The sequence below is a fragment of the Shewanella sp. SG44-6 genome (genome assembly GCF_014164185.1).
GTDB classification, from domain to species: Bacteria; Pseudomonadota; Gammaproteobacteria; order Enterobacterales; family Shewanellaceae; genus Shewanella; species Shewanella vesiculosa.
The window spans coordinates 54,758-74,336 of sequence record NZ_JACJER010000004.1 but is presented as its reverse complement, the minus strand read 5'-3'; the positions used below and the strand labels follow the sequence as shown (position 1 = coordinate 74,336).

The following is a 19,579-nucleotide window of genomic DNA, read 5'->3' as shown; positions in this document are numbered from 1 at the left end:
AAATATTAACTTAATTCCATCAGATGATGGGGCTCATTATAGTGTAACTTTTAACGATTCTATTAACCATCATGATGATTGAGGTATAACGCTTTTGCCAAGTATATCAACTCAAGACCGTTTGTTCATCGTTTTGCATTAGGAATTGTATTGAGGGTGAGTAAATATCGGTTGTTATTGTTAACTCATCTGGTGACAATAAAGAAGTTTTTTGACAACAAACTAAAGCGATAATATTAGTGATATACTCCCAAACCTCTCACTCTCAAAATAGTGAAATGTATGTGAGAGACAGGACGCAAATAACCACTAATTTAATAACGGTTATTTCAAGCTTATTCAAAGGATTACATCAAATGTCACTGGCAAAAGTAACCTAACTGAAGCATCGACCACTTTATTCAGCAGATATCATCACGACTGAGTATTATTGGGTTAATCGTCAGTAGTTGAACATGATTAAAATAGGTGTTTGGGTTATTAGCATATGAAATTTAAAGTTTTTCTAATAAATTTAGATAGCAGTACAGAACGATTTACCTTCATGGATGATCAACTCAAACAGTTAGGTATCGAATATCAACGTATTTCTGCCGTATATGGTAAGGATTTACACGCTACCGACATTAGCAAAGTATATGATCCGCAAACAAACCTTCAAAAGTACGATAAAAAACTGAATTTAGGTGAAATTGGTTGTTACCTCAGTCATGTGCAATGTTGGCAAATGATTATTGATCAGCAATTAGATTATGCCTTAATTCTCGAAGATGATTCTGTCTTAGATCCCGCATTGATGACTGTGATACAGCATATCGATAATTTATCTACAGATTGGGATTACATCAAACTGTGCCATGGGCGTAAGCAGAAAGGCATTGTACAATCAATAGCGCTTGATGATCGTTTTAGTTTATCGACGTGTTTGAAGCTGCCGTCTTCGACTCGCGGGCAGTGCGTGTCATTGGCTGGTGCTGAAAAATTATTAGCTACGGCCTATCCTATTGCACGTCCTGTGGATATTGATATTCAGTATTGGTATGAAAAACAATTACGCTGTTTTGTTGTTAGACCTTTCCCGGTGATCGCGACCGATTTAGACAGTGATATTAGCCGACAAGGGCGACGCAATAACGCCAAGCGTCATCATTTATTGCGTATTTGGCAAAAAGTGAAATACGAGCTGGAATTATTAGAATATAAACAACAATTGCCGCCATTGCCCAGAATACAAAAAGAGTAATTTAGCCATGTTACCTTGCTAATATGTAAACTTAATAGTGATTCATTCTGACCAAAAAAATAGATAAACTAGCGACTATAAAGATGATGTAAAGGCGAAATATTATGCATAGAAGAGCAATTTACCCGGGTACCTTTGACCCAGTGACCAACGGTCATGCCGATTTAATCGAACGTGCTGCACGCCTATTTAAACACGTGATTATTGGTATCGCCTCAAATCCTTCTAAGCAACCTCGTTTCAGCCTCGAAGAGCGTGTCGCTCAAGTTAATTTGGTGACGGCACATTTAGACAATGTTGAAGTTGTCGGCTTTACAGGCTTGTTGGTTGATTTTGCCAAAGAACAGCATGCGAGCGTGTTGGTGCGTGGATTGCGTGCGGTATCCGATTTTGAATATGAGTTCCAATTGGCGAATATGAATCGCCGTTTAAGCCCCGATCTTGAAAGTGTTTTTTTGACACCAGCGGAAGAGAATTCATTTATTTCATCTACGCTAGTGAAAGAAGTTGCCTTGCACGGAGGGGATGTGAGCCAGTTTGTTCATCCACAGATTGCGTTACAATTAAAGCAGAAAGTTGCTCAAATTAAAGCTGAGAATAAGGGTAAGTAATTGCATGATAAAAGGATTTAGTTTAGCTAGTGTTACCGCCGCATTGGGGGTAAGCGCTATGATGGTTTACACCAATGCTCAAGCTGCGCCCTGGGTTGATACTTCAGATATCTATTTACGCGCAGATATCCAAGCTTTAGCCGATGCAGGTGTGATTAGCGCGCCGATTAATACGTTTCCATTGATGTGGGCGGGTATTGGAGCTGATCTTGCCAAAGTTGAGCCTTCGATATTAACCCCTGACTTAGTGGATGCTTTCGCACGGGTTAACTTTTACTACCAGAATGCTGTGGGTAATCGTGGTAACACCAGTATCAAAGTGGCTGCTGCATCTGATGAGGCGCGCTTTCAACATTTTGGCTCTGATTATCGTGAAAAGGGCCAATTACAAGGCTCACACGAATACACAGGTGAGCGTTTCGCTTATAAGATTTCCACCTCTGCAAATTATAACCCTGCGGACGACGAAGAAATCCGTTTAGATGATTCTTATATTGCTGTGGTGTTAGGCAATTGGATTGTCACTGCCGGCAGTGTTGGCCAGTGGTGGGGACCAGGATTTGATTCCTCGCTGCATAAATCGAACAATGCCAGACCCATGCCATCGTTGATGGTCAGCCGTAATAATTCACAAGCATTCGACACGCCTTGGCTGTCATGGATGGGCGATTGGAGTTTAACTGGAGGTATAAGTGTTACAGAGAAAGATCGTTATGCTCCGCATACCCTATTGTGGAACCTCCGTGGTGCCATTAAGCCATTTAAACAGTTAGAAATAGGCTTGTCTTGGACTACGCAGTTTTGTGGTGAAGGTCAAGAGTGTAGTTTTAATACAGCGGTTAAATCCATTACCGGTCAGCGCGATTGTCGAGCAGATAATGTCGATGAATTTGGTTGTTCAAACTATGGTAACCAGATGGCGGGTTTTGATGTCCGTTATGCAGATACCTGGTTTAATGTGCCTGTCGGTTTGTATCTGGAACGCACTTGTGAAGATTCTAAAGGTGATCCATGGCAAATCGTTGATTGCGGCAAAATGGTCGGTGCTGACACGCGTTTCAATTTTGCCAAACAACAGTACAAATTGTTTATCGAATATACCGATACTATGGTGTATTGCGGTGAAGATAAAAACCAGTTTAACTGTTTTTACGAGCATTCAACTTACCAAAGTGGCTCACGTTATTATGGCCGTGCTTTTGGCAGTACCTATGACAGCGATGCCAATGTTTATGCTCTCGGGTTAATAGGTCAGTTCGACAATAGCCATGGTTTTACCTCAATTATTCGTTACGCTCAATTGAATAAAGATGGTGCTAATCGTGGCGGTGAATGGGCGCCGCAACCATTAAAAGAAGATATTATGATGCTCGAGTTGTCATATCGCTTGCCGGCGTTTAACGGTATGTTGACCTTAGGCGGCAGTGTGGCAAATTCCAAATTTGAAGTGCAAGCCAATGATAGTCAAGGGACTATTTTTTCAACTTACGAGTATAAGTTTTAAGCGTTATGGTTTATTAACCGAGTTGAGGTTGATGATATAAGGGAGCCGAATGGCTCCCTTTTTTATTGGTTAATGCTAGGCGCAGTGGCTAGACATTTACCGTTGCTGGCATAAACCACAAAATACTGTAGTACGCTGACCGAGTTTTATCTCGCTTAATAAGTTGCCACAGCTGGTACATGTTTCGCCGCCGCGACCATAAACATGCAACTTTTGCGCAAAATATCCTGGCTTACCATCTGCATTAGTGAAATCTTTCAATGTTGTTCCACCTTGCTCAATAGCATGAGCCAAAATCTGTTTAACTTCCGCCACAAGAATGGTTAACCTTTCTAGGTCAATACTCCCAGCGGCAGCTTGTGGATGGATCCCTGCTGCAAATAGTGCTTCATTAGCATAAATATTACCTGCTCCCACTACGATATGATTATCCATTAGGCATAACTTAATGGCTTTTTTCTTGCCAGCCAGTGCAGCTTGCAATTGTAATGGTGTGAAATGCGGGCTTAATGGTTCTGGACCAAGCTTTGATAGCAATGGATGAGCCTCTTCTGGTAATTCGTACCATAGCCAGGCGCCAAAGCGTCGCGGGTCGTTAAATCGCAACATACGACCATTATCGAGGATTAAATCAATATGGTCGTGCTTTTCTACCGGGGTGTTACGCGGCAAAATACGTAAACTACCGGACATACCTAAATGCACTATGGTGATGCCCGCATCAGTGTCGATTAATAGATATTTGGCGCGGCGACGAACATTATTAATCCGTTGGCCGACAATATTTTGTGCCACGTCAGGCACTGGCCAGCGTAATGATCCATTACGGACAATGAGCTCACTGACAGTTTGGTCTATGAGATAAGGACTGATCCCAAGGCGGGTTACTTCAACTTCCGGTAATTCAGGCATAAAAACTCTTATTTTGATTGAGAAGGAACGGCAAGAATAGGCTGTAAATCGGCGCGTAAACTGGGTGGTACTTGATACCAATTCTGGTTCGACGATTGTAATAGACCTTCATTTGGAAAATAACGCCATTGTTGTGCTGTGTGAACATGATTAATCGCAATAGTGAGCGTCTGCTCTGCAAGGCTATGCTCTGGTTCGGTTTTTAATGGTGACACACTAATGTTTTGCCATGATTGGGCCCATTGCTGACAATTGAGTACTTGCTGGTGGCATTGCCATTGACCATCTTGTTGACTTAGCCATATATCATCGAGGTGTAATTGCTTCAAAGGCATTTGCGAGTCAAATAAAGCCACAGCATCAGCGGGAACGCTAGCCGTTTTATCATTGATGAAAGACAGTACGGCAATCATAAATACACTGGCTCCAATAATAATATAGTTCCAACTTTTACGAGAAAGCGCCATAGTCATTACCTTTAATCGGATGATGTTATTTATCTTAAAGCAGCATTGTGCCCTGTTGATTTTTGAGTGTATCACCCAGGAGATAAAAAACGAATCGGCTCAGGAGTCATCCGTAAGTTAATCTTTGTTGTAGTATTGATACGGTTGCGGATAGGGTTTTAGGTTAACGATGAGCAATGAATTACCTGCTTTACTGCATTCCCCCGATAGTCATTACACTAATATCATGACGTCATGATATTAGTGTAATGACTATCGGGGGCGTGTTTAGTTTCAGTTACAATAAATCGGCAAATGGCTGAATAAATACAGGTCCACCAGCGGGTATGGTGTCATGGTCATCGCCAATGACGATAAGGCAATTGGCATTGACCATCGAACTGAGCATGCCTGAACCTTGTGCTCCCGTTGTACTGACATGAATTTTGCCATCAGGCCCAAGAGTATAAATACCGCGTAAAAACTCTGTGCGACCTGTTTTGCTTCGCAGTGGTTGGCTGGCAATGGCGGGAATAAATTGCGGTAGCCAGTTTGCTTCGCCTGCCATTTTACGAATAGCCGGCTGCACAAATTGTAGAAAAGCCACCATTACAGCCACTGGGTTACCCGGTAAGCCAAAAAAGAGACTTTGATTAATATTACCCACCGCAAGCGGTCTTCCTGGGCGCATATTAATCCGCCAAAAATGGGTATTGCCCACATTCGCGAGAGCCATTTTAATGTAATCGGCATTACCTACGGATACGCCGCCAGAACTGATCACAATATTTGCTTTGGTTCCGGCATCAATGAGGGTATTGGTCAGTGTCTGCTCGTTGTCATCTATGATACCGAGATCGATGACCTGACAGCCGAGCTTTTTCGCCATAGATAAAATCGTGTAGCGATTAGCGTCATAAATGCAGTTAGCTTTTAGTTGATCGCCGGGCTGACTTACTTCATCACCGGTAGAAAATACCGCCACAATCGGGCGTTTAAATACCGGTAATCGATGGAAACCGAGTGAGGCCATTAATCCCAGTTCTGCAGCGCCTAATCTTGTACCAGCAGCTAAAGCGACTTGACCTTGAGCTATATCCTCACCAGCAAGGCGAACATGTTGGCCTTTGATAATCTTGTCTGTTTCAAGCAGTATTAATTTTTGATTTTGCTCATTTGCCAGTTCGATTGCCTGAATCGTATCGGCGCCTTGTGGCACGGTAGCTCCAGTCATAATGCGCACTGCTTCACCGTCTTGTAAAATATTAGGATAGTGATGTCCTGCTAACACTTCAGCGACAACTTTGAGGGGGGCGTTAGCTATGCTATTAAAGGCAAATGCGTAACCGTCCATTGCGGAGTTCGTTTGCTGCGGCACATTGATTTCAGAAATAATATCTTGTGCTAACACATGGTTATCGATATCAATCAGGTCAACGACTTCGGGGTGATTCGTTGGTGTAATTTGTGCCAACACTGCAGCGACACCTTGCGATACACTAATACCGTTTTTATTGTTTGCGGTGTCGTCTATTTTCGCCGCTTTACTGGCATCAACCGGTAAATTGATGACTGTAGCTTGCCAGTTTTGTTGGTAGTGCTGAACAAAATCAGCAATTTGTGCCACATTGTTTAAATCTAAACGAGTTAAAGATGCAGGGACCGTCGTTTCATCACAGCAGGCGATAGCGACAATATTGTCATCATGGATATGGATCAATGGCTTATTATGTGCTGCACGATGTAGTTCAATTTTAGGTAATGCTAACTTTTTAAAGCCCTCTACCAAAACAATATCCACTTTATCGACTTCAATTTGACGCAATAAGTGTTGTAACTGGGGATCATCATCGAGCGGATCTTCGGTCATTAACGCCCAACGCATATTCGACGCCACTAAGACTTGTTTTGCTCCTGCTTTACGCATTTCGAAACTGTCTTTACCTGGAATATCGACATCAAAATTATGGTGAGCATGTTTTATGACTGCCAAACGTAAACCACGCTGATTCAATAACGGAATAAGTTGTTTCAGTAAGGTCGTTTTTCCCGTGCCGCTGTATGCACAAAAACCTAAAACGGGGATTGGCAATGGATTGGTAAATAATGTTGTCATGAAGTACCTCTACTGAATTACTTAGCGATTTTTTCTTCTACTTTATTTTTTTGTTCTAGCGTGTTGATATTAATGAATGCATTGGGTTGATCGGCAAAACTTTCTACTGCCACTTTATGCTGGCTGTACCATAAGAAAATTTTGCGATCGCCTCCATCTAAGAAAGCTTGCATCGATGTCGCCAGATGTGGTTTTAGCAATAACACTACGGGTTGTTCATACTCACCATCACTTGCAATAGCAAGGTCGGCTTGCTGTTGCTCTAAAGCCGCTAATAACCTTACGACTAAGTCATCAGGTAACATTGGGCAATCACAAGGCACGACCAGAAGATAATCTGCTTCAGTTTGCTTTAATGCGGTGACCATTCCAGCAAGCGGCCCTAGATAACCACTATCTTGGTCGCTAAAGACTTTGTAACCCCATTGTTCATACTGCTCTTGATTACGGTTAGCATTAATCATAATGCCATCGACTTGGCTTTTTAGCTTATCAATTGTATGGCAAATCATGGCTTGGCCATTAAGACTCACTAAGCCTTTGTCATTGCCACCCATGCGCCTAGCCATGCCGCCAGCTAAAATTACTGCGTCAATTTGTGGTGCCATAATGTAATTCCGTTGTATTAGCCTGATGCACTTCTCCTACTGTAGGAACATGCATGCTGGTATGAATGGTATGTTGTTTGATGTGCCAATATTGATGACATAACGCCGTCAGGCCACAGGTTTGATGGCTACTGATTAATAGTCCTGTGCCATCTTGTTTTAATTGATTAATCATCGCAAGCACTAAACTCTGCGAGTGTTTATCCATATTCGAAATCGGTTCATCGAGCATTAATAGTTTTGGTTGAGCGATCCAGGCTCTTGCGATGGCAAGGCGTTGTCGCTCTCCGCCAGATAAGTCACTGGCATGGTGGTTAAGCAAGTCAGTTAATTGAGACATATGAATCGCTTGGCTAATGCGTTTTTTTCGTTGTTCTGACGATAACGACAGTTGAGCTAAGGCATAAGTTAAGTTGTATTTGACAGACCCCTCAAACAGGTAAGGATGCTGATGCAAATAGACTGCTTTACCTAAAAGCGACGGAGTTCGCCACCAAGGTGTGGGCACAAAGCCATGACTCTCAATTTGGCCCTTAGTAGGGGACTGTAATCCAGCAAGTAACTTCATCAAGGTTGATTTACCTGAGCCATTATCACCTTGCAGATAAATGACATCACCCTGACTAAAGCTAAGTCTATCAGCACAAAATAACATCTTTTGATTAAATTTAATCATGACATCTTTAGCTTCAATACTGACTGGGTATTTAACAGTGTTATTCGCTAACGACATTTTAATGGCTCCTTGGGACGGCTTTGCCTCGCAATGAACCCAAGATGAAATTTAACACTAAGGCTAATATGAGTAACACCAGTCCTAAGGCAATTGCTTGGGCAAAATCGCCTTTGCTCGTTTCGAGGGCGATAGCCGTAGGGATATTACGAGTGACATTCATAATATTGCCACCGACCATCATAGAGCAACCCACTTCAGTTAAAATTCGACTGAAACCAGCGATAATAGCGAGTAAGAGTGGCACCCGTAATTCTCGGCATAAAGTCCACACTGCGAGTAACCAGGATGCTCCTAAGGTTCGTGATGTTTCCCAAGCTCGACGATCGACACTCGAAAATGCTGCTTGTGATAATGCTATCAATACCGGGGCGCAAATTAGCATTTGACCTAGAATCATGCCTTTTTGAGTAAATAGCCACTTTAAATCACCTAAAGCGCCATTACGGGTTAGCAACAAATAGACTAATAAACCGATTACAACGGTAGGAATGGATTGTAAAGTTTGCACTAAGTTAGTGACAATCCAACGACCTCTAAAGTGGCTAAAAGCAAGGATAAAACCTAAAATAATAGAGGGAATAATCGTGATCAATAGTGCAGCAAAAGACACTGAAAAAGAAATATTAATAATGGCCCAAACATGAGGGTCAAAAGAGAGCAGCAAGCTAAATGCTTGCTGCAATAGTACTAACCAGCCATCACTCATTTTTTATAGGTTGCCTTAAACAATTGCTCTCCTTGCACTTTATAATTGTTAATCATAGTTTGTGTTGCAGGACTAATAAACCAATCGCTCAATGCTCTGGCACCCTTATGATTTAAGTCTGGGTATTTTGCTGGGTTAATTAACATGATCTGATAAGGGTTAGCTAATTTATCGCCACCTTCAAAGCTAATACTGAGATCGAGCTTAGCTTTATAAGCAATATACGTTCCACGATCGGTTAATGTATAAGCTTGTAATTCATCCGCCATTAATAACGTTTTGCCCATGCCTTGGCCTACAGAGGTATAACCTGCGAAGTCTGGTGTAATGCCGGCATCTTTCCAAATGATTAATTCTTTCATGTGGGTACCAGAGTTATCACCGCGAGAAACAAATTTACTGTTACTTTGGGCAATTTTACTGAAGGCTTCAGTGACTAATTTGCTAGACTTTACTGCCGCAGGATCATTTTTAGGTCCTAATACCACGAAATCATTTTCCATAATGCCGCGCGGTTCAATACCATCGCCATCGGCGATAAATTTCGCTTCAGCATCTGGGGCGTGAGTCATCACAACGTCAACATCTCCTTGGCTGGCAAGTTTTAATGCTTTACCTGTACCCGTTGCAATAACTTGAACAGTATAACCTGATTCAGCTTCAAACTTAGGTAACAGTGCCCCCAGTAGGCCTGAGTTTTCAGTACTGGTTGTGGTTGCTAACTTAATCACTTCATTTGCCAGTGCAGTAGGGCTAAACATCGCTCCACTAAGTACCGATGCTGCTATCAGAATACTAATGCTTGCTTTGAGTTTTAACATTGCCGCTCCTTGATATATTAATCGTTATGATATTCATATTTTGGTCTGTTGATCTTTGATTATCAAAATTTTTAAACGTAAACCGTGTCGCACCTTGTATCAAAATCGCAGAGCAAGTTATGACGCCTAGCCTTCTAAGCGAATAATTTGCAACAAAGACTTCTACTTGCAAAGGCGTCACACGCTTAAGTGGAACCCTTCGGGCAGCACTTGTAGCCACTTTCTATTACTTGACCGCTTGTTCATGTAGAATGATCACATGCTATAAGCTTCGCCTCGGAGAAATGGCTATAAACTGCGTAAAAATTCATCTCGAAAGATCAACAAGCCCTAACTAAAAAATTAAATGCATTAGGAAATAACTAATTCCCAACGTAATAAGCAAGTTAAATGCCAAAGTACTTTAATGCAAATACTGTTCACGCATAAAATCGAAACTGTGAACTTGCTCCCAAGCTATGGTTATTTATATTAGACAAATTGTCCCATGATCACCTTTCTATGGTTCATAGTGACCAAGTGATTTGAATTCAGTGATACAGTATTACAAAGCTTGCCAAAGCGTCCATATAAGAGTCCATTTATGAGTCCAAATGAACATGCCAGCCCAGTAGCAAAGACCACAATGTCAGTACTCATTGTTGATGATGAACCCGGTATGCGCAGTTTTTTGATGAAAGCCTTGGCTAAAAAGTTTGCCTTGGTTGAAACCGCTTCTTCAATTGCTCAAGCTGAAGAGTTACGCAGTCATGGTCATTTCGATTTATTGATTGTGGATATTCGCTTGCCTGATAGATCGGGTATTGAATGGCATGAAGCGCTTAATGATCCCGAGCACCAATCCGATATTATTTTTATGACTGGTTACGCCGATATGGATGTGGCAATCAAAGCATTACGTGCGGGTGCGTGTGACTTTATTATGAAACCGTTTCATTTAGAGCAGATGATCACTGCCGTTGATCGTTGTATCGAAAAACGTTTGCTTAAGCGTGAGAATTTTATGCTAAAGCGTGAATTATCGCACGGTCAATCATCGACTATTATCGGTAACAGTGAAGCTATTCGCGATGTTAAAGAAGTGATTGAACGCATCGCCCCGACGAACGCTGTGGTGTTAATTGAAGGCGAGTCTGGAACGGGTAAAGAGCTGGTGGCCAGACAGCTACATCTGCTTAGTGGTCGAAGTGGTGCATTTGTGCCGGTGAACTGTGGTGCAATAGCCCCAGATCTGTTGGCCAGTGAGTTGTTTGGCCATACTGCAGGCGCATTTACAGGGGCCAAAGGTAATCGTGAAGGCTTATTTAGTTATGCCTCGGGTGGCACAATATTCTTGGATGAAATTGGCGAAATGCCAATGAATATGCAAACGGCATTATTAAGAGTGCTTGAACAGCGTGCGATTCGTCCAGTTGGAAGCGAAAAAGAAGTGGATATTAATGTGCGCGTTATCGCGGCAACTAATCGTTTATTAATCGATGAGGTTGAGGCGGGACGTTTTAGGCGCGACCTATTTTACCGTTTGAATGTATTAAATATTGTTATTCCATCTTTGCGATCTCGCCCTGATGATGTTGCTGAACTTACCCATTATTTTACCTTACAATTGTCACAAGAATTGGGTATTAAAGACGTTATTTGGAGCCACGAAGATCTGCAAGTGCTGCAGCAACATGATTGGCCTGGTAACATTCGCGAGCTACGTAATATGATTGAACGGTGTATTTTATTAGGCAAACCCCCTGCTGAATATTGGAAAAAACCTGCGTCAGTTATGGTCAACGATGCCATGGGTTACCCGCTTAATTGGCCATTGAAAGAAGTTGAAAAACAACATGTCACAAAGGTTGTTGATAATCATAACGGCAATAAATCTGCTGCTGCCCGCGATTTAGGTGTGTCGCGAAAAACATTAGATCGAAAATTTAAAGATTGGTTGAATCACGCCGAAGAAGGTCACGAGGAAACATAAACGTGCCGAATTCGAAGGGTTTTTTTACACGAGTTTTCGGTATTAGTTGGCAGCAAATGCAAGCCAAAGTACGTTATCGGATCTTATTTCTGACATCTCTGCCTATTGTATTAACCCTAGTTAGCTTAGTTTTTATAACCATATATTGGAATGTAATATACACGGGCAAACAATTGTTTATGAAGGTAAAGGCTGATTTAGTTGTCGCTAATAGTACCTTGATGCAAGTGCAGGAACGCCAACAAGACAGTTTAGAGTCGATCAGTAAATCATGGGATTTTCAACATGCATTTAGGTTACTACAACACAGTCAGCAGCAAGCTGATCCCAAGGTTATTAGTGCGCTAAATATACTATTAGAACAGCAGCAAAAAGCATCAGGATTAGACTTTCTAAGGTTAATTCGTGTCGCAGATGCTGCCGCGGATCCCGACTTACGTTTGATGTTGCACCAAACTCAACAGAAGGCTTTTTCTGGTTTGATGGTGCTGTCAGCTAAACGTCTCGAAAGAATTAATTCAAGTCTAGCAACCCAAGCTAACATTAGCTTAATTCCCACATTACATGCCAAACAGCCTCTACAAAATATCGAAACACGTGGTTTATTAAGCCGAACCTTATTACCGATAGCCGACCAGTCGGGTAATGTATTTTGGTATTTAGATGGTGGTATGTTGTTTAACCGCAATACTGCCATCGTCGATAATATTCGTGACTTAGTGTACGGCAAAGGCACATTACCAGAACGCTCAATCGGTACCGTGACCCTTTTTCTGGATAATATTCGGATTAGTACTAATGTGCCGATGGAGCAATTTCCCAAAGACCCGAATAAACCCAATAGGGCATTAGGTACGCTGGTGTCTAATGAAGTGTATCAACAAGTACTGGTTGAAGGTCAAACATGGATAAATCGTGCCTTTGTTCTCAATGATTGGTACATCTCTGGTTATTTACCTTTACAAGATGTGCGCGGTAAACGGATTGGGATGGTTTATGTGGGCTTTTCTGAGTCTCCTTTTCTGCATAATTATTTACTCAATATTATCGAGCTCGGTACCATTTTAGTGTTTGTGTTATTGATTTCAGGTTTTCTAGTGTACCGGGGAGCAAACAGCTTATTACAGCCAATTGAGTATATTCACCAAGTGGTTACTGCGGTGCAATCTGGGCGCAATATCAGGATCGGTAAATTAGACATCAATGGTGATAATGAACTGGCACATTTAGCCGAACAATTTGACAATATGTTGGATCAATTACAGCGACGTAATGCCCAAATTCAATCTGCTGCAGAGCAACTTGAAATTAAAGTTGAGCAGCGTACTCGTAGCTTGCAAGATAAAACGGAGGAGCTCGAGCGTAATGTGGCGTTATTGCATGCGACCAGACAACAGTTGGTCACCAATGAAAAACTTACCGCATTAGGAGAGCTCATCGCAGGTATCGCCCATGAAATTAATAATCCTACCGCGGTAATTTTGGGCAATATGGAGCTGTTAAAATATGAACTTGGTGATAATGCTGCCGTAGTCGAAGAAGAGATCGAGTTAGTGCTCCAGCAAGTGGGCCGGATCACTACAATTATACGAAGCCTACTGCAATACAGCCGTCCAGGTGAGTTCAATGCCCCCATAACATCGCAACCAGTGACGCAAATTGTTGAAGAGATGCTGTTGTTAGCCCGCCATTCCATTGAACAACAAGAGGTCACACTGATCAAAGATTTCACTGCCACAGGTGATGTTGAAGTCAATCGTCCCCAGCTGTTACAAGTACTGATTAACTTAATGGTTAATGCCGCTCATGCGATTGAAAACAAAGGCCGAATTTGGCTACGAACATATGACTGGCTAGAAGATGGCAAAACGATTGGCGTTAAAATTGAAGTTGAAGACGAGGGAGTGGGGATTAATAAAGAAGATTTGAGTCGTATTTTTGACCCATTTTATACCACACGTAAAGATGGTACCGGTTTAGGTCTCTCGTTGAGCTATGGGATCATTAAACGGCTTGGTGGTACGATTGAAGTGAATTCGACAGTAGGTAAGGGCACCATATTTACCATTGGTCTTTACCACAAGGCAAAAGATGATCAGCAACTTGGGCCTTATGAAGGCTTACATTTTGGTGAAAAAGCACAATAAGAAAACAGCTAAAAAAAAGCCGGATGATGAATCCGGCCACAAAGAGTGTATGAGCAATGTCGTGCTTGCGAACTCTGAAAAGTGATTAAAGGTGATGAAGTCTTTAATCACTAAACCGAGTTTTGGAACGCGAGTTAATAATAATCATTCTCATTAGTGTTTGCAAGCATTTAAGGTAATATATCGCATCTTTACATTCAATTAAGCACATAAAATAATAAGCTATTGTTTTTATTAAAATGTTTATGCTTTATTACTTGTATGTAAATGTATTTTGTAAAATAAAACAGTTTGGCGCTTATTCTGGTATTAGAGGTTGGTGTTAGTCTGATTGTTATTGTTCACGCTTAGATGAACGTTACTGGAACGCGAGGCGCATCTTGCGATTAATGTGCTGATGATAATCTGTGGAATATTGTTTAGAACAACAATACTGTCATCGTATGTGATAAAAACTGAGCATATTAAATAAGTAAAGCATCGGCGGCACTGTAATTGAGCTGACGATGCTTTTTGCTTATTCACCTATCCTAATAACGATTACTTTGATGCATGAATAATAATGTCGTCATCAGTCGTGATGTCATTTAATAAAATTTTATCTTGTAGTACCTTCAATAACACCCCATAAGCCGGTAAAAACAATCCTAAGCTCACGATCAATTTAAAGGCGTAATCAACGCTAGCAATTTCTGGCCAATGTGTGGCCATAAATACATCACTGGAAGCATAAAACGCGATACTGAAAAACACTAAGGTATCGACTAAGTTACCCACTAATGTTGAAGCTGCTGGGGCAACCCACCAAGCTTTGGCCTGACGTAATTTAGCAAATACAGTGATGTCCATTAGCTGGCCAATCAAGTACGCCACAAAGCTGGCAAAGGCGATGCGAAACACAAAGCTGTTCCACTCGATTAATGCACCAAATGCTTGTAATTGACCTTGGTGAAACAATACCCCGACTAAATACGACACCACAAGTGACGGTATCATGGCTTTAAGAATAATGCCTCTAGCAGCTTGTTGGCCAAAAATTCTTACGGTTAGGTCGGTGGCGAGATAGACAAATGGAAAGCTAAATGCACCCCAAGTGGTGTGGTAGCTAAACAGCTGAAATGGTAACTGAACAAGATAGTTGCTTGCGCAAATAATTAAGATATGGAAACTGACTAATAGCATCAGTGCTCGGCGATATTTCGCCTGGGTTAACGTCAACATATTGTGGCCTTTTTAATTGGGTTAGCGCGGGGTGAGGGAACCCGCTATTAATTAGTTAACAGTATTTACTGGCGTTAACGAGACTATATAGCCTGAGTTAAGCCGATAAGTTAATACCTGTTATAGAGAATATTATCATTATAGTTTATTGGTCGTGTTTGCTGATAAATACACCACTTAATTAACCTTTTTAAGCGCATTCATGGCGGTCAGCAATCATGGGGGCGGGATAATAGCATGGGTTTTGTACAAGCGAAAGGCCTAGTCATGGCGAGCAAGCATCGTTGGAGTCAGCTTAGGAATATTAAAAATCGATTAATATAGACAATACTGTCGCTAATTTGTTTTCCAGCTCTTGCCACTCAGCTTCAGGATTTGACCCCGCAACAATACCTGCTCCGGCAAACAAGTTGATTCTTCTGGGTTCAATTAAAGCGCTGCGGATTGCAACAGAAAACTCTGATTCATGGTGATTTAAATAACCACAAGCTCCAGCATACCAACCTCTAGCGTAACCTTCTCGCTGGCGAATAAAGTTTAATGCCGCCTCGCGAGGTAAACCTCCTACGGCAGGAGTAGGATGCAGCGCCCGTAATAATTCAAAATCACTAATGCCTGGTTTTAACTGTGCTCGAATAGCGCGATGTAAATGTTGAATATGATCAAGCTTAAATATTTTAGGTTGCTCGTCGGCGCCCACATACTGACTTAATGGTGTGAGTACATTGACAATATGCTCTCTAACTAACTGATTCTCATGGCTATTTTTAATATCATCTAATAGCGCTTGAGCCAGTAATGCATCCTCATCAGGATTAAGCCCTCGCACTGTTGTTCCGGCTAATGCTTCGGTAAACAGTTCCTGTTGGCGGCGTAAATATAACCGTTCGGGTGAACAAGATATAAATGCGCGTTCAGGGCTAAATTGAAAGCCAAATTGAAAGCTATTTGGATTACGCCCTTGCCAACAGGCTAAAACAGTCCAAGGGTCAATATGGTCATTTACATCAATTTGGCTGTGGCGTGATAAGACGACTTTGGGGGTCGATTTGATAAAATTAGCTTGGGTGACCTGTTCAACTAATTCCTTCCAACGGGCAAAATTAGGTAAATCACTTCGACCCATTAACATGAGTTTATTCGGTGGTGACAAGGGAGCAGGTTTTTGCACCATTGCGATAGTATCAAGTGCAGCTTGGATTTCGTCTTCAGCATTTCCATTCTCAAAATTAAGGTTTACTAATATCCTAACCTTATGACCGCTTCGGCGTAATTCTATTCTAGGTAATATAAAGTGTGCACGGCCAAATTCAGGCCAACATTCTACCGTGCGATCGAACGCTAAACCGCCGTAATAGCGAATGTCTTGGTGATTGGTTTTGTTACGCTGTTGCTGATAGATTTGCGCTAAGGCATTGTCGTCGACTTGGTCGGCAAAATAAAATGCCTTACATGAACCTATAGCGGCGACATCTTCATTTCTATCACGGCCATGCCAATAAATTTTAGGGTATACGGTTTGGGCACTTAACCAAGAGATTAATGGCAATGCTGGAGCATCGACTGACAGTTGCACTATAGGGTCACAGATCGGTATGCTGCGAAGTTGTTCGAGCTTAGAGATCAACTCGCTAAATTGTGGTGAAAAAAAGTGACCTTTCAATCTGTGCCTCTCGTACATCAACATAAGCGTTAACGTTAATAAACAGATGAAAAAGTGTCAATTAGCAAGATTAAAGTGTGTGATCTGAATTGCTAATATAGCCATGAGATTTTGGTAATGCGTCTGTTAGGTAACTATGTTAAAGAATTCAGCTATTGGCTAGTGTTATTGGATCGTTATAGAATGAAAAGCAATGTCGAACATCTCGTCGAGTCATTGTTAAGGTACCATCGATATTTGTGTGATGATCTGAAGTAAAAATTAGCTGAATTGAGTAAAGTAGTTCAAAATATCACTAGAAATTGCAAGTCAGATTTCGTTTTTTAGTTTCGTCTCCCGGAGTAATTTGTACAATGAATGATTCTGCCGAATCAAGCAATGTCATTAAAGTCCCTATCGATAAACTTGCTTTAGGCATGTTTGTTACCGCGATAGATCATCAGAACGGTAAAGTAGCCATCCGTAATCCCGGACAAATTAAATACCGTGATGCAATTGTCAAACTTAAAGCCAACAATATTGCATTGGTGTGGGTTGATATTGAACGCTCTTCAGACACCTGTGGATTAAAAAAAGCAGAAAGAGCAAGCTCTGCTAGCAGCCTATTAATGCGTAAAGCGACGGTCACTCGAGATGGTCAGCGAGGGCAAGCTAAAAAGTTACTTGCTGAAGCCAAGGGGCTTATCAAAAAAGTAATGTCTGAAACCTTCGAAGGTAAAGCTATCGAAGTGGGTCAATTTGAAGATGTTGCTGATAAAATGATTGAGTCGGTTATGGATGATGCCGACGCATTTAAGTGTATCTCAGCACTGCGTAGCAAAGATGCTTACTTACTTGAACACTCTATCAATGTTGCCTTTTTGCTCGTCACCTTTGGCAAGCACCTTAAGCTTGACCGCGAATTGCTTAAGCAAATGGCGGTTGGGGGGATTTTACATGATATCGGCAAAATTAAAGTTGATAACGAAATATTACACAAACCAGGTAAGCTGACCCCAGAAGAATTTGAACACATGAAATTGCATCAATTTTATGCAATTGAAATCATGAATGAAACAACAGGGCTGTCACAAGTGAGTAAAGATGTGTGCTTAATGCATCATGAAAAGCTTGATGGCCGCGGTTATCCTAATGGCCTCAAAGATGAGCAACTTCCTCAGCATGGGCGAATGAGTTGTATTGTAGATATTTTCGATGCGTTAACTGCTGCTCGTTGTTACAAAGAAGCCATGAGCCCCGCGGCAGCATTTAAAATATTGATCAGCTTGACACCATTTCATCTTGATCAAAAACTGGTATATGAGTTCATCCGCTGCGTGGGTATTTACCCTGTCGGTTCATTAGTACAGCTATCGGACCTGCGTGTAGGAATTGTATGGGATGCTAAAGGTCGCGATGCCTTGCATCCTATCGTTAAGTGCTTTTATTCAATCAAGCATAAGCACTATACCGAAGTGACTATGGTGGATTTACTTAAATCTGAGTTAAATATTGAGCGAGGCGTATCGCCAAGTATGCTCGATGTCGATCCTAGCCCTTTTTACTAAATGCCAGTAAAGCCCTGTGAGTGAATAGCAATAACTAATGGCCAATAATCTGTTGGTACATGGGTGCTAACTTAGCTAGAAGCGCATTACGTGTTGCGATAGGAATATGCTGTTGTTTAAGGGCTTCAATCAAATGGCCCACTAAGGCATCAAAGTCGGCTTGGCTAATGTGCAGTCCGATATGGGCATCATACATAGATGCTCCTTGATAAAGACACTCACCGCCAGTGACAACACATAAATGCTCAATCAGCCGTTGACGAAAAACACTGATGTCGGTTTGTTCAAAGTGATGCAAGAGGCGTTTGTCTTGGGACAAATTAACCAGGAAATCGTCGGTGATCATACTGATGCCTTTGTTCCCCCCCAGCTGCTGGTAAAGGCTTGTTGGTTGGCTTGCGCAGCCAGTAGACAGTAATAACAGTGCGCCCAATACCAGTAGATGATGTTTAAAAGCATTCAGCATTACAGTGTTCCCTCTACGGATAAATACCACCCTTGTTGCTGCTTAAATCCGGCAATACTGCCTAAATCGACATATGCGCCGACAACCGAAAGGTGTTTATTAACAAACCAGGCGACAAAAATATCTTGCCAATCTTGCTCTTGCGCAAAACTCAACTCATCTGGTTTTTGTTTGTACTCATAACCCAGAGCAATATTATCAGTTAATAACACCGCAATAGAAGCTTCGGCTTGTAAGGTGTAATCGTTGTTGGTTGCAGTGCCAAATCCGAGTAAACCTGTTTGGTTTGCTTTGGTGGCTCTCAGGGTTAGGTTGGTTACAAGGTTACGGCCTGCAATGGCTTCAAAATAGACCTTGCTAGCGGCCAAATACACATCTAACCCCCAATCATCTCTTGCTCCCACCGCTTGTGGTAAGGCAAAGTCGTCAACACGTTTGTACTGTAATCCTAAGCTGATTTGCGGCATTGCGGTATAGAGTACTTCACCAGCCAGTTTGTATTTTATGCCTACAATATCTTGGCCTAGTTTGCCGCCCAGAGTGTCTAAATCAAAAGTTTGTTTGGCAATACTCAGTTCAAAGCGATTATCAATGCTTAACGATGCTCCCATAGAATGTAGGGTAAAGTCGTCAACGTAAACGGCGGAGTTCATCGCGGTTAAAGACCATTGATCAGAGCTTGCATAACCATTAATTACCGCCCAAGGTACTATGCCACCTCCGGCACTACCTTCAATAGTGGTTGCGCCGCCAGTGGCGATAATTTTGCTCGTATCAGCTTGGGCCTGCGTCACGATTAGGCTTAATAGCCCGGATAATATAATGCATATGATTTGATACATTAGCGCACCGTATCTTCA

General features: G+C 41.8%; 17 protein-coding genes. 6 read left to right on the top strand and 11 right to left on the bottom strand.

All coding sequences use genetic code 11. The annotated features are described in order from the left end of the window. The first annotated feature begins 487 nt into the window (after positions 1 to 487). The 3 genes from H5185_RS01555 to H5185_RS01545 all read left to right on the top strand — a co-directional run bounded on the left by H5185_RS01555 (position 488) and on the right by H5185_RS01545 (position 3,358). A complete protein-coding gene (locus H5185_RS01555) occupies positions 488 to 1,243 on the top strand; it encodes a glycosyltransferase family 25 protein (protein ID WP_182741153.1) in 756 nt (251 codons plus the stop codon). A 104-nt stretch (positions 1,244 to 1,347) separates the two neighbouring features. After that, positions 1,348 to 1,854, top strand: coding sequence for a pantetheine-phosphate adenylyltransferase (coaD, locus tag H5185_RS01550; protein ID WP_124016700.1), 507 nt, complete (start codon positions 1,348 to 1,350; stop codon positions 1,852 to 1,854). A 4-nt stretch (positions 1,855 to 1,858) separates the two neighbouring features. Next, positions 1,859 to 3,358 (top strand): capsule assembly Wzi family protein, encoded by a 1,500-nt coding sequence (locus tag H5185_RS01545; RefSeq protein WP_182741152.1) that lies wholly within the window; start codon positions 1,859 to 1,861, stop codon positions 3,356 to 3,358. A 96-nt stretch (positions 3,359 to 3,454) separates the two neighbouring features. Here H5185_RS01545 and mutM read toward each other — a convergent pair whose 3' ends face one another. The 7 genes from mutM to H5185_RS01510 all read right to left on the bottom strand — a co-directional run bounded on the left by mutM (position 3,455) and on the right by H5185_RS01510 (position 9,643). Next, positions 3,455 to 4,270, bottom strand: coding sequence for a bifunctional DNA-formamidopyrimidine glycosylase/DNA-(apurinic or apyrimidinic site) lyase (mutM, locus tag H5185_RS01540; protein WP_124016702.1), 816 nt, complete (start codon positions 4,268 to 4,270; stop codon positions 3,455 to 3,457). A gap of 8 nt (positions 4,271 to 4,278) precedes the next feature. Then, on the bottom strand, positions 4,279 to 4,737 hold the full coding sequence (locus H5185_RS01535) for a hypothetical protein (RefSeq protein WP_182741151.1): 459 nt from the start codon (positions 4,735 to 4,737) through the stop codon (positions 4,279 to 4,281). Positions 4,738 to 5,014: 277 nt separating this feature from the next. After that, positions 5,015 to 6,832 carry a bifunctional molybdopterin-guanine dinucleotide biosynthesis adaptor protein MobB/molybdopterin molybdotransferase MoeA gene (locus tag H5185_RS01530; RefSeq protein ID WP_182741150.1) on the bottom strand — a complete coding sequence of 606 codons (1,818 nt, stop codon included), beginning with the start codon at positions 6,830 to 6,832 and terminating at the stop codon, positions 5,015 to 5,017. Between the two features lie 17 nt (positions 6,833 to 6,849). Next, positions 6,850 to 7,440: a molybdenum cofactor guanylyltransferase MobA gene (gene mobA / locus H5185_RS01525; RefSeq protein WP_182741149.1), complete on the bottom strand. Its 591-nt coding sequence runs from the start codon at positions 7,438 to 7,440 to the stop codon at positions 6,850 to 6,852. Next, positions 7,424 to 8,116 (bottom strand): energy-coupling factor ABC transporter ATP-binding protein, encoded by a 693-nt coding sequence (locus tag H5185_RS01520; protein ID WP_404948439.1) that lies wholly within the window; start codon positions 8,114 to 8,116, stop codon positions 7,424 to 7,426. The genes mobA and H5185_RS01520 overlap by 17 nt, the downstream gene beginning before the upstream one ends. Before the next feature lie 58 nt (positions 8,117 to 8,174). Further along, positions 8,175 to 8,882, bottom strand: a complete 708-nt coding sequence (locus H5185_RS01515; RefSeq protein ID WP_182741147.1) for an ABC transporter permease — start codon at positions 8,880 to 8,882, stop codon at positions 8,175 to 8,177. Then, positions 8,879 to 9,643: a substrate-binding domain-containing protein gene (locus H5185_RS01510; RefSeq protein ID WP_404948438.1), complete on the bottom strand. Its 765-nt coding sequence runs from the start codon at positions 9,641 to 9,643 to the stop codon at positions 8,879 to 8,881. Before H5185_RS01510 ends, H5185_RS01515 begins: the two co-directional genes overlap by 4 nt. A gap of 643 nt (positions 9,644 to 10,286) precedes the next feature. Here H5185_RS01510 and H5185_RS01505 point away from each other — a divergent pair. Together H5185_RS01505 and H5185_RS01500 are read left to right on the top strand one after the other, a co-directional pair. Then, positions 10,287 to 11,675: a sigma-54 dependent transcriptional regulator gene (locus tag H5185_RS01505; protein WP_182741145.1), complete on the top strand. Its 1,389-nt coding sequence runs from the start codon at positions 10,287 to 10,289 to the stop codon at positions 11,673 to 11,675. A 56-nt stretch (positions 11,676 to 11,731) separates the two neighbouring features. After that, on the top strand, positions 11,732 to 13,822 hold the full coding sequence (locus H5185_RS01500; protein ID WP_124016773.1) for a HAMP domain-containing sensor histidine kinase: 2,091 nt from the start codon (positions 11,732 to 11,734) through the stop codon (positions 13,820 to 13,822). 540 nt (positions 13,823 to 14,362) lie between these two features. On the opposite strand, the gene H5185_RS01495 is transcribed toward H5185_RS01500, so the two are convergent. Together H5185_RS01495 and H5185_RS01490 are read right to left on the bottom strand one after the other, a co-directional pair. Continuing rightward, on the bottom strand, positions 14,363 to 15,043 hold the full coding sequence (locus H5185_RS01495; protein WP_124016710.1) for a 7-cyano-7-deazaguanine/7-aminomethyl-7-deazaguanine transporter: 681 nt from the start codon (positions 15,041 to 15,043) through the stop codon (positions 14,363 to 14,365). Positions 15,044 to 15,347: 304 nt separating this feature from the next. Then, the gene (locus H5185_RS01490) at positions 15,348 to 16,706 is read right to left on the bottom strand and encodes an isochorismate synthase MenF (RefSeq protein WP_371697336.1); all 1,359 of its coding nucleotides are present in this window, start codon (positions 16,704 to 16,706) and stop codon (positions 15,348 to 15,350) included. Between the two features lie 353 nt (positions 16,707 to 17,059). On the opposite strand from H5185_RS01490, the gene H5185_RS01485 reads away from it, so the two are divergent. After that, positions 17,060 to 18,253, top strand: coding sequence for an HD-GYP domain-containing protein (locus H5185_RS01485; RefSeq protein ID WP_124016712.1), 1,194 nt, complete (start codon positions 17,060 to 17,062; stop codon positions 18,251 to 18,253). Positions 18,254 to 18,287: 34 nt separating this feature from the next. Here the strand turns inward: H5185_RS01485 and H5185_RS01480 are convergent, their stop codons facing one another. Both H5185_RS01480 and H5185_RS01475 read right to left on the bottom strand, forming a co-directional pair. Continuing rightward, positions 18,288 to 18,719, bottom strand: a complete 432-nt coding sequence (locus H5185_RS01480; RefSeq protein ID WP_124016713.1) for a group 1 truncated hemoglobin — start codon at positions 18,717 to 18,719, stop codon at positions 18,288 to 18,290. Beyond that, complete coding sequence (locus H5185_RS01475) at positions 18,719 to 19,561, bottom strand: DUF3034 family protein (RefSeq protein WP_124016714.1); 843 nt, start codon at positions 19,559 to 19,561, stop codon at positions 18,719 to 18,721. The genes H5185_RS01480 and H5185_RS01475 overlap by 1 nt, the downstream gene beginning before the upstream one ends. Between the last annotated feature and the right edge of the window lie 18 nt (positions 19,562 to 19,579).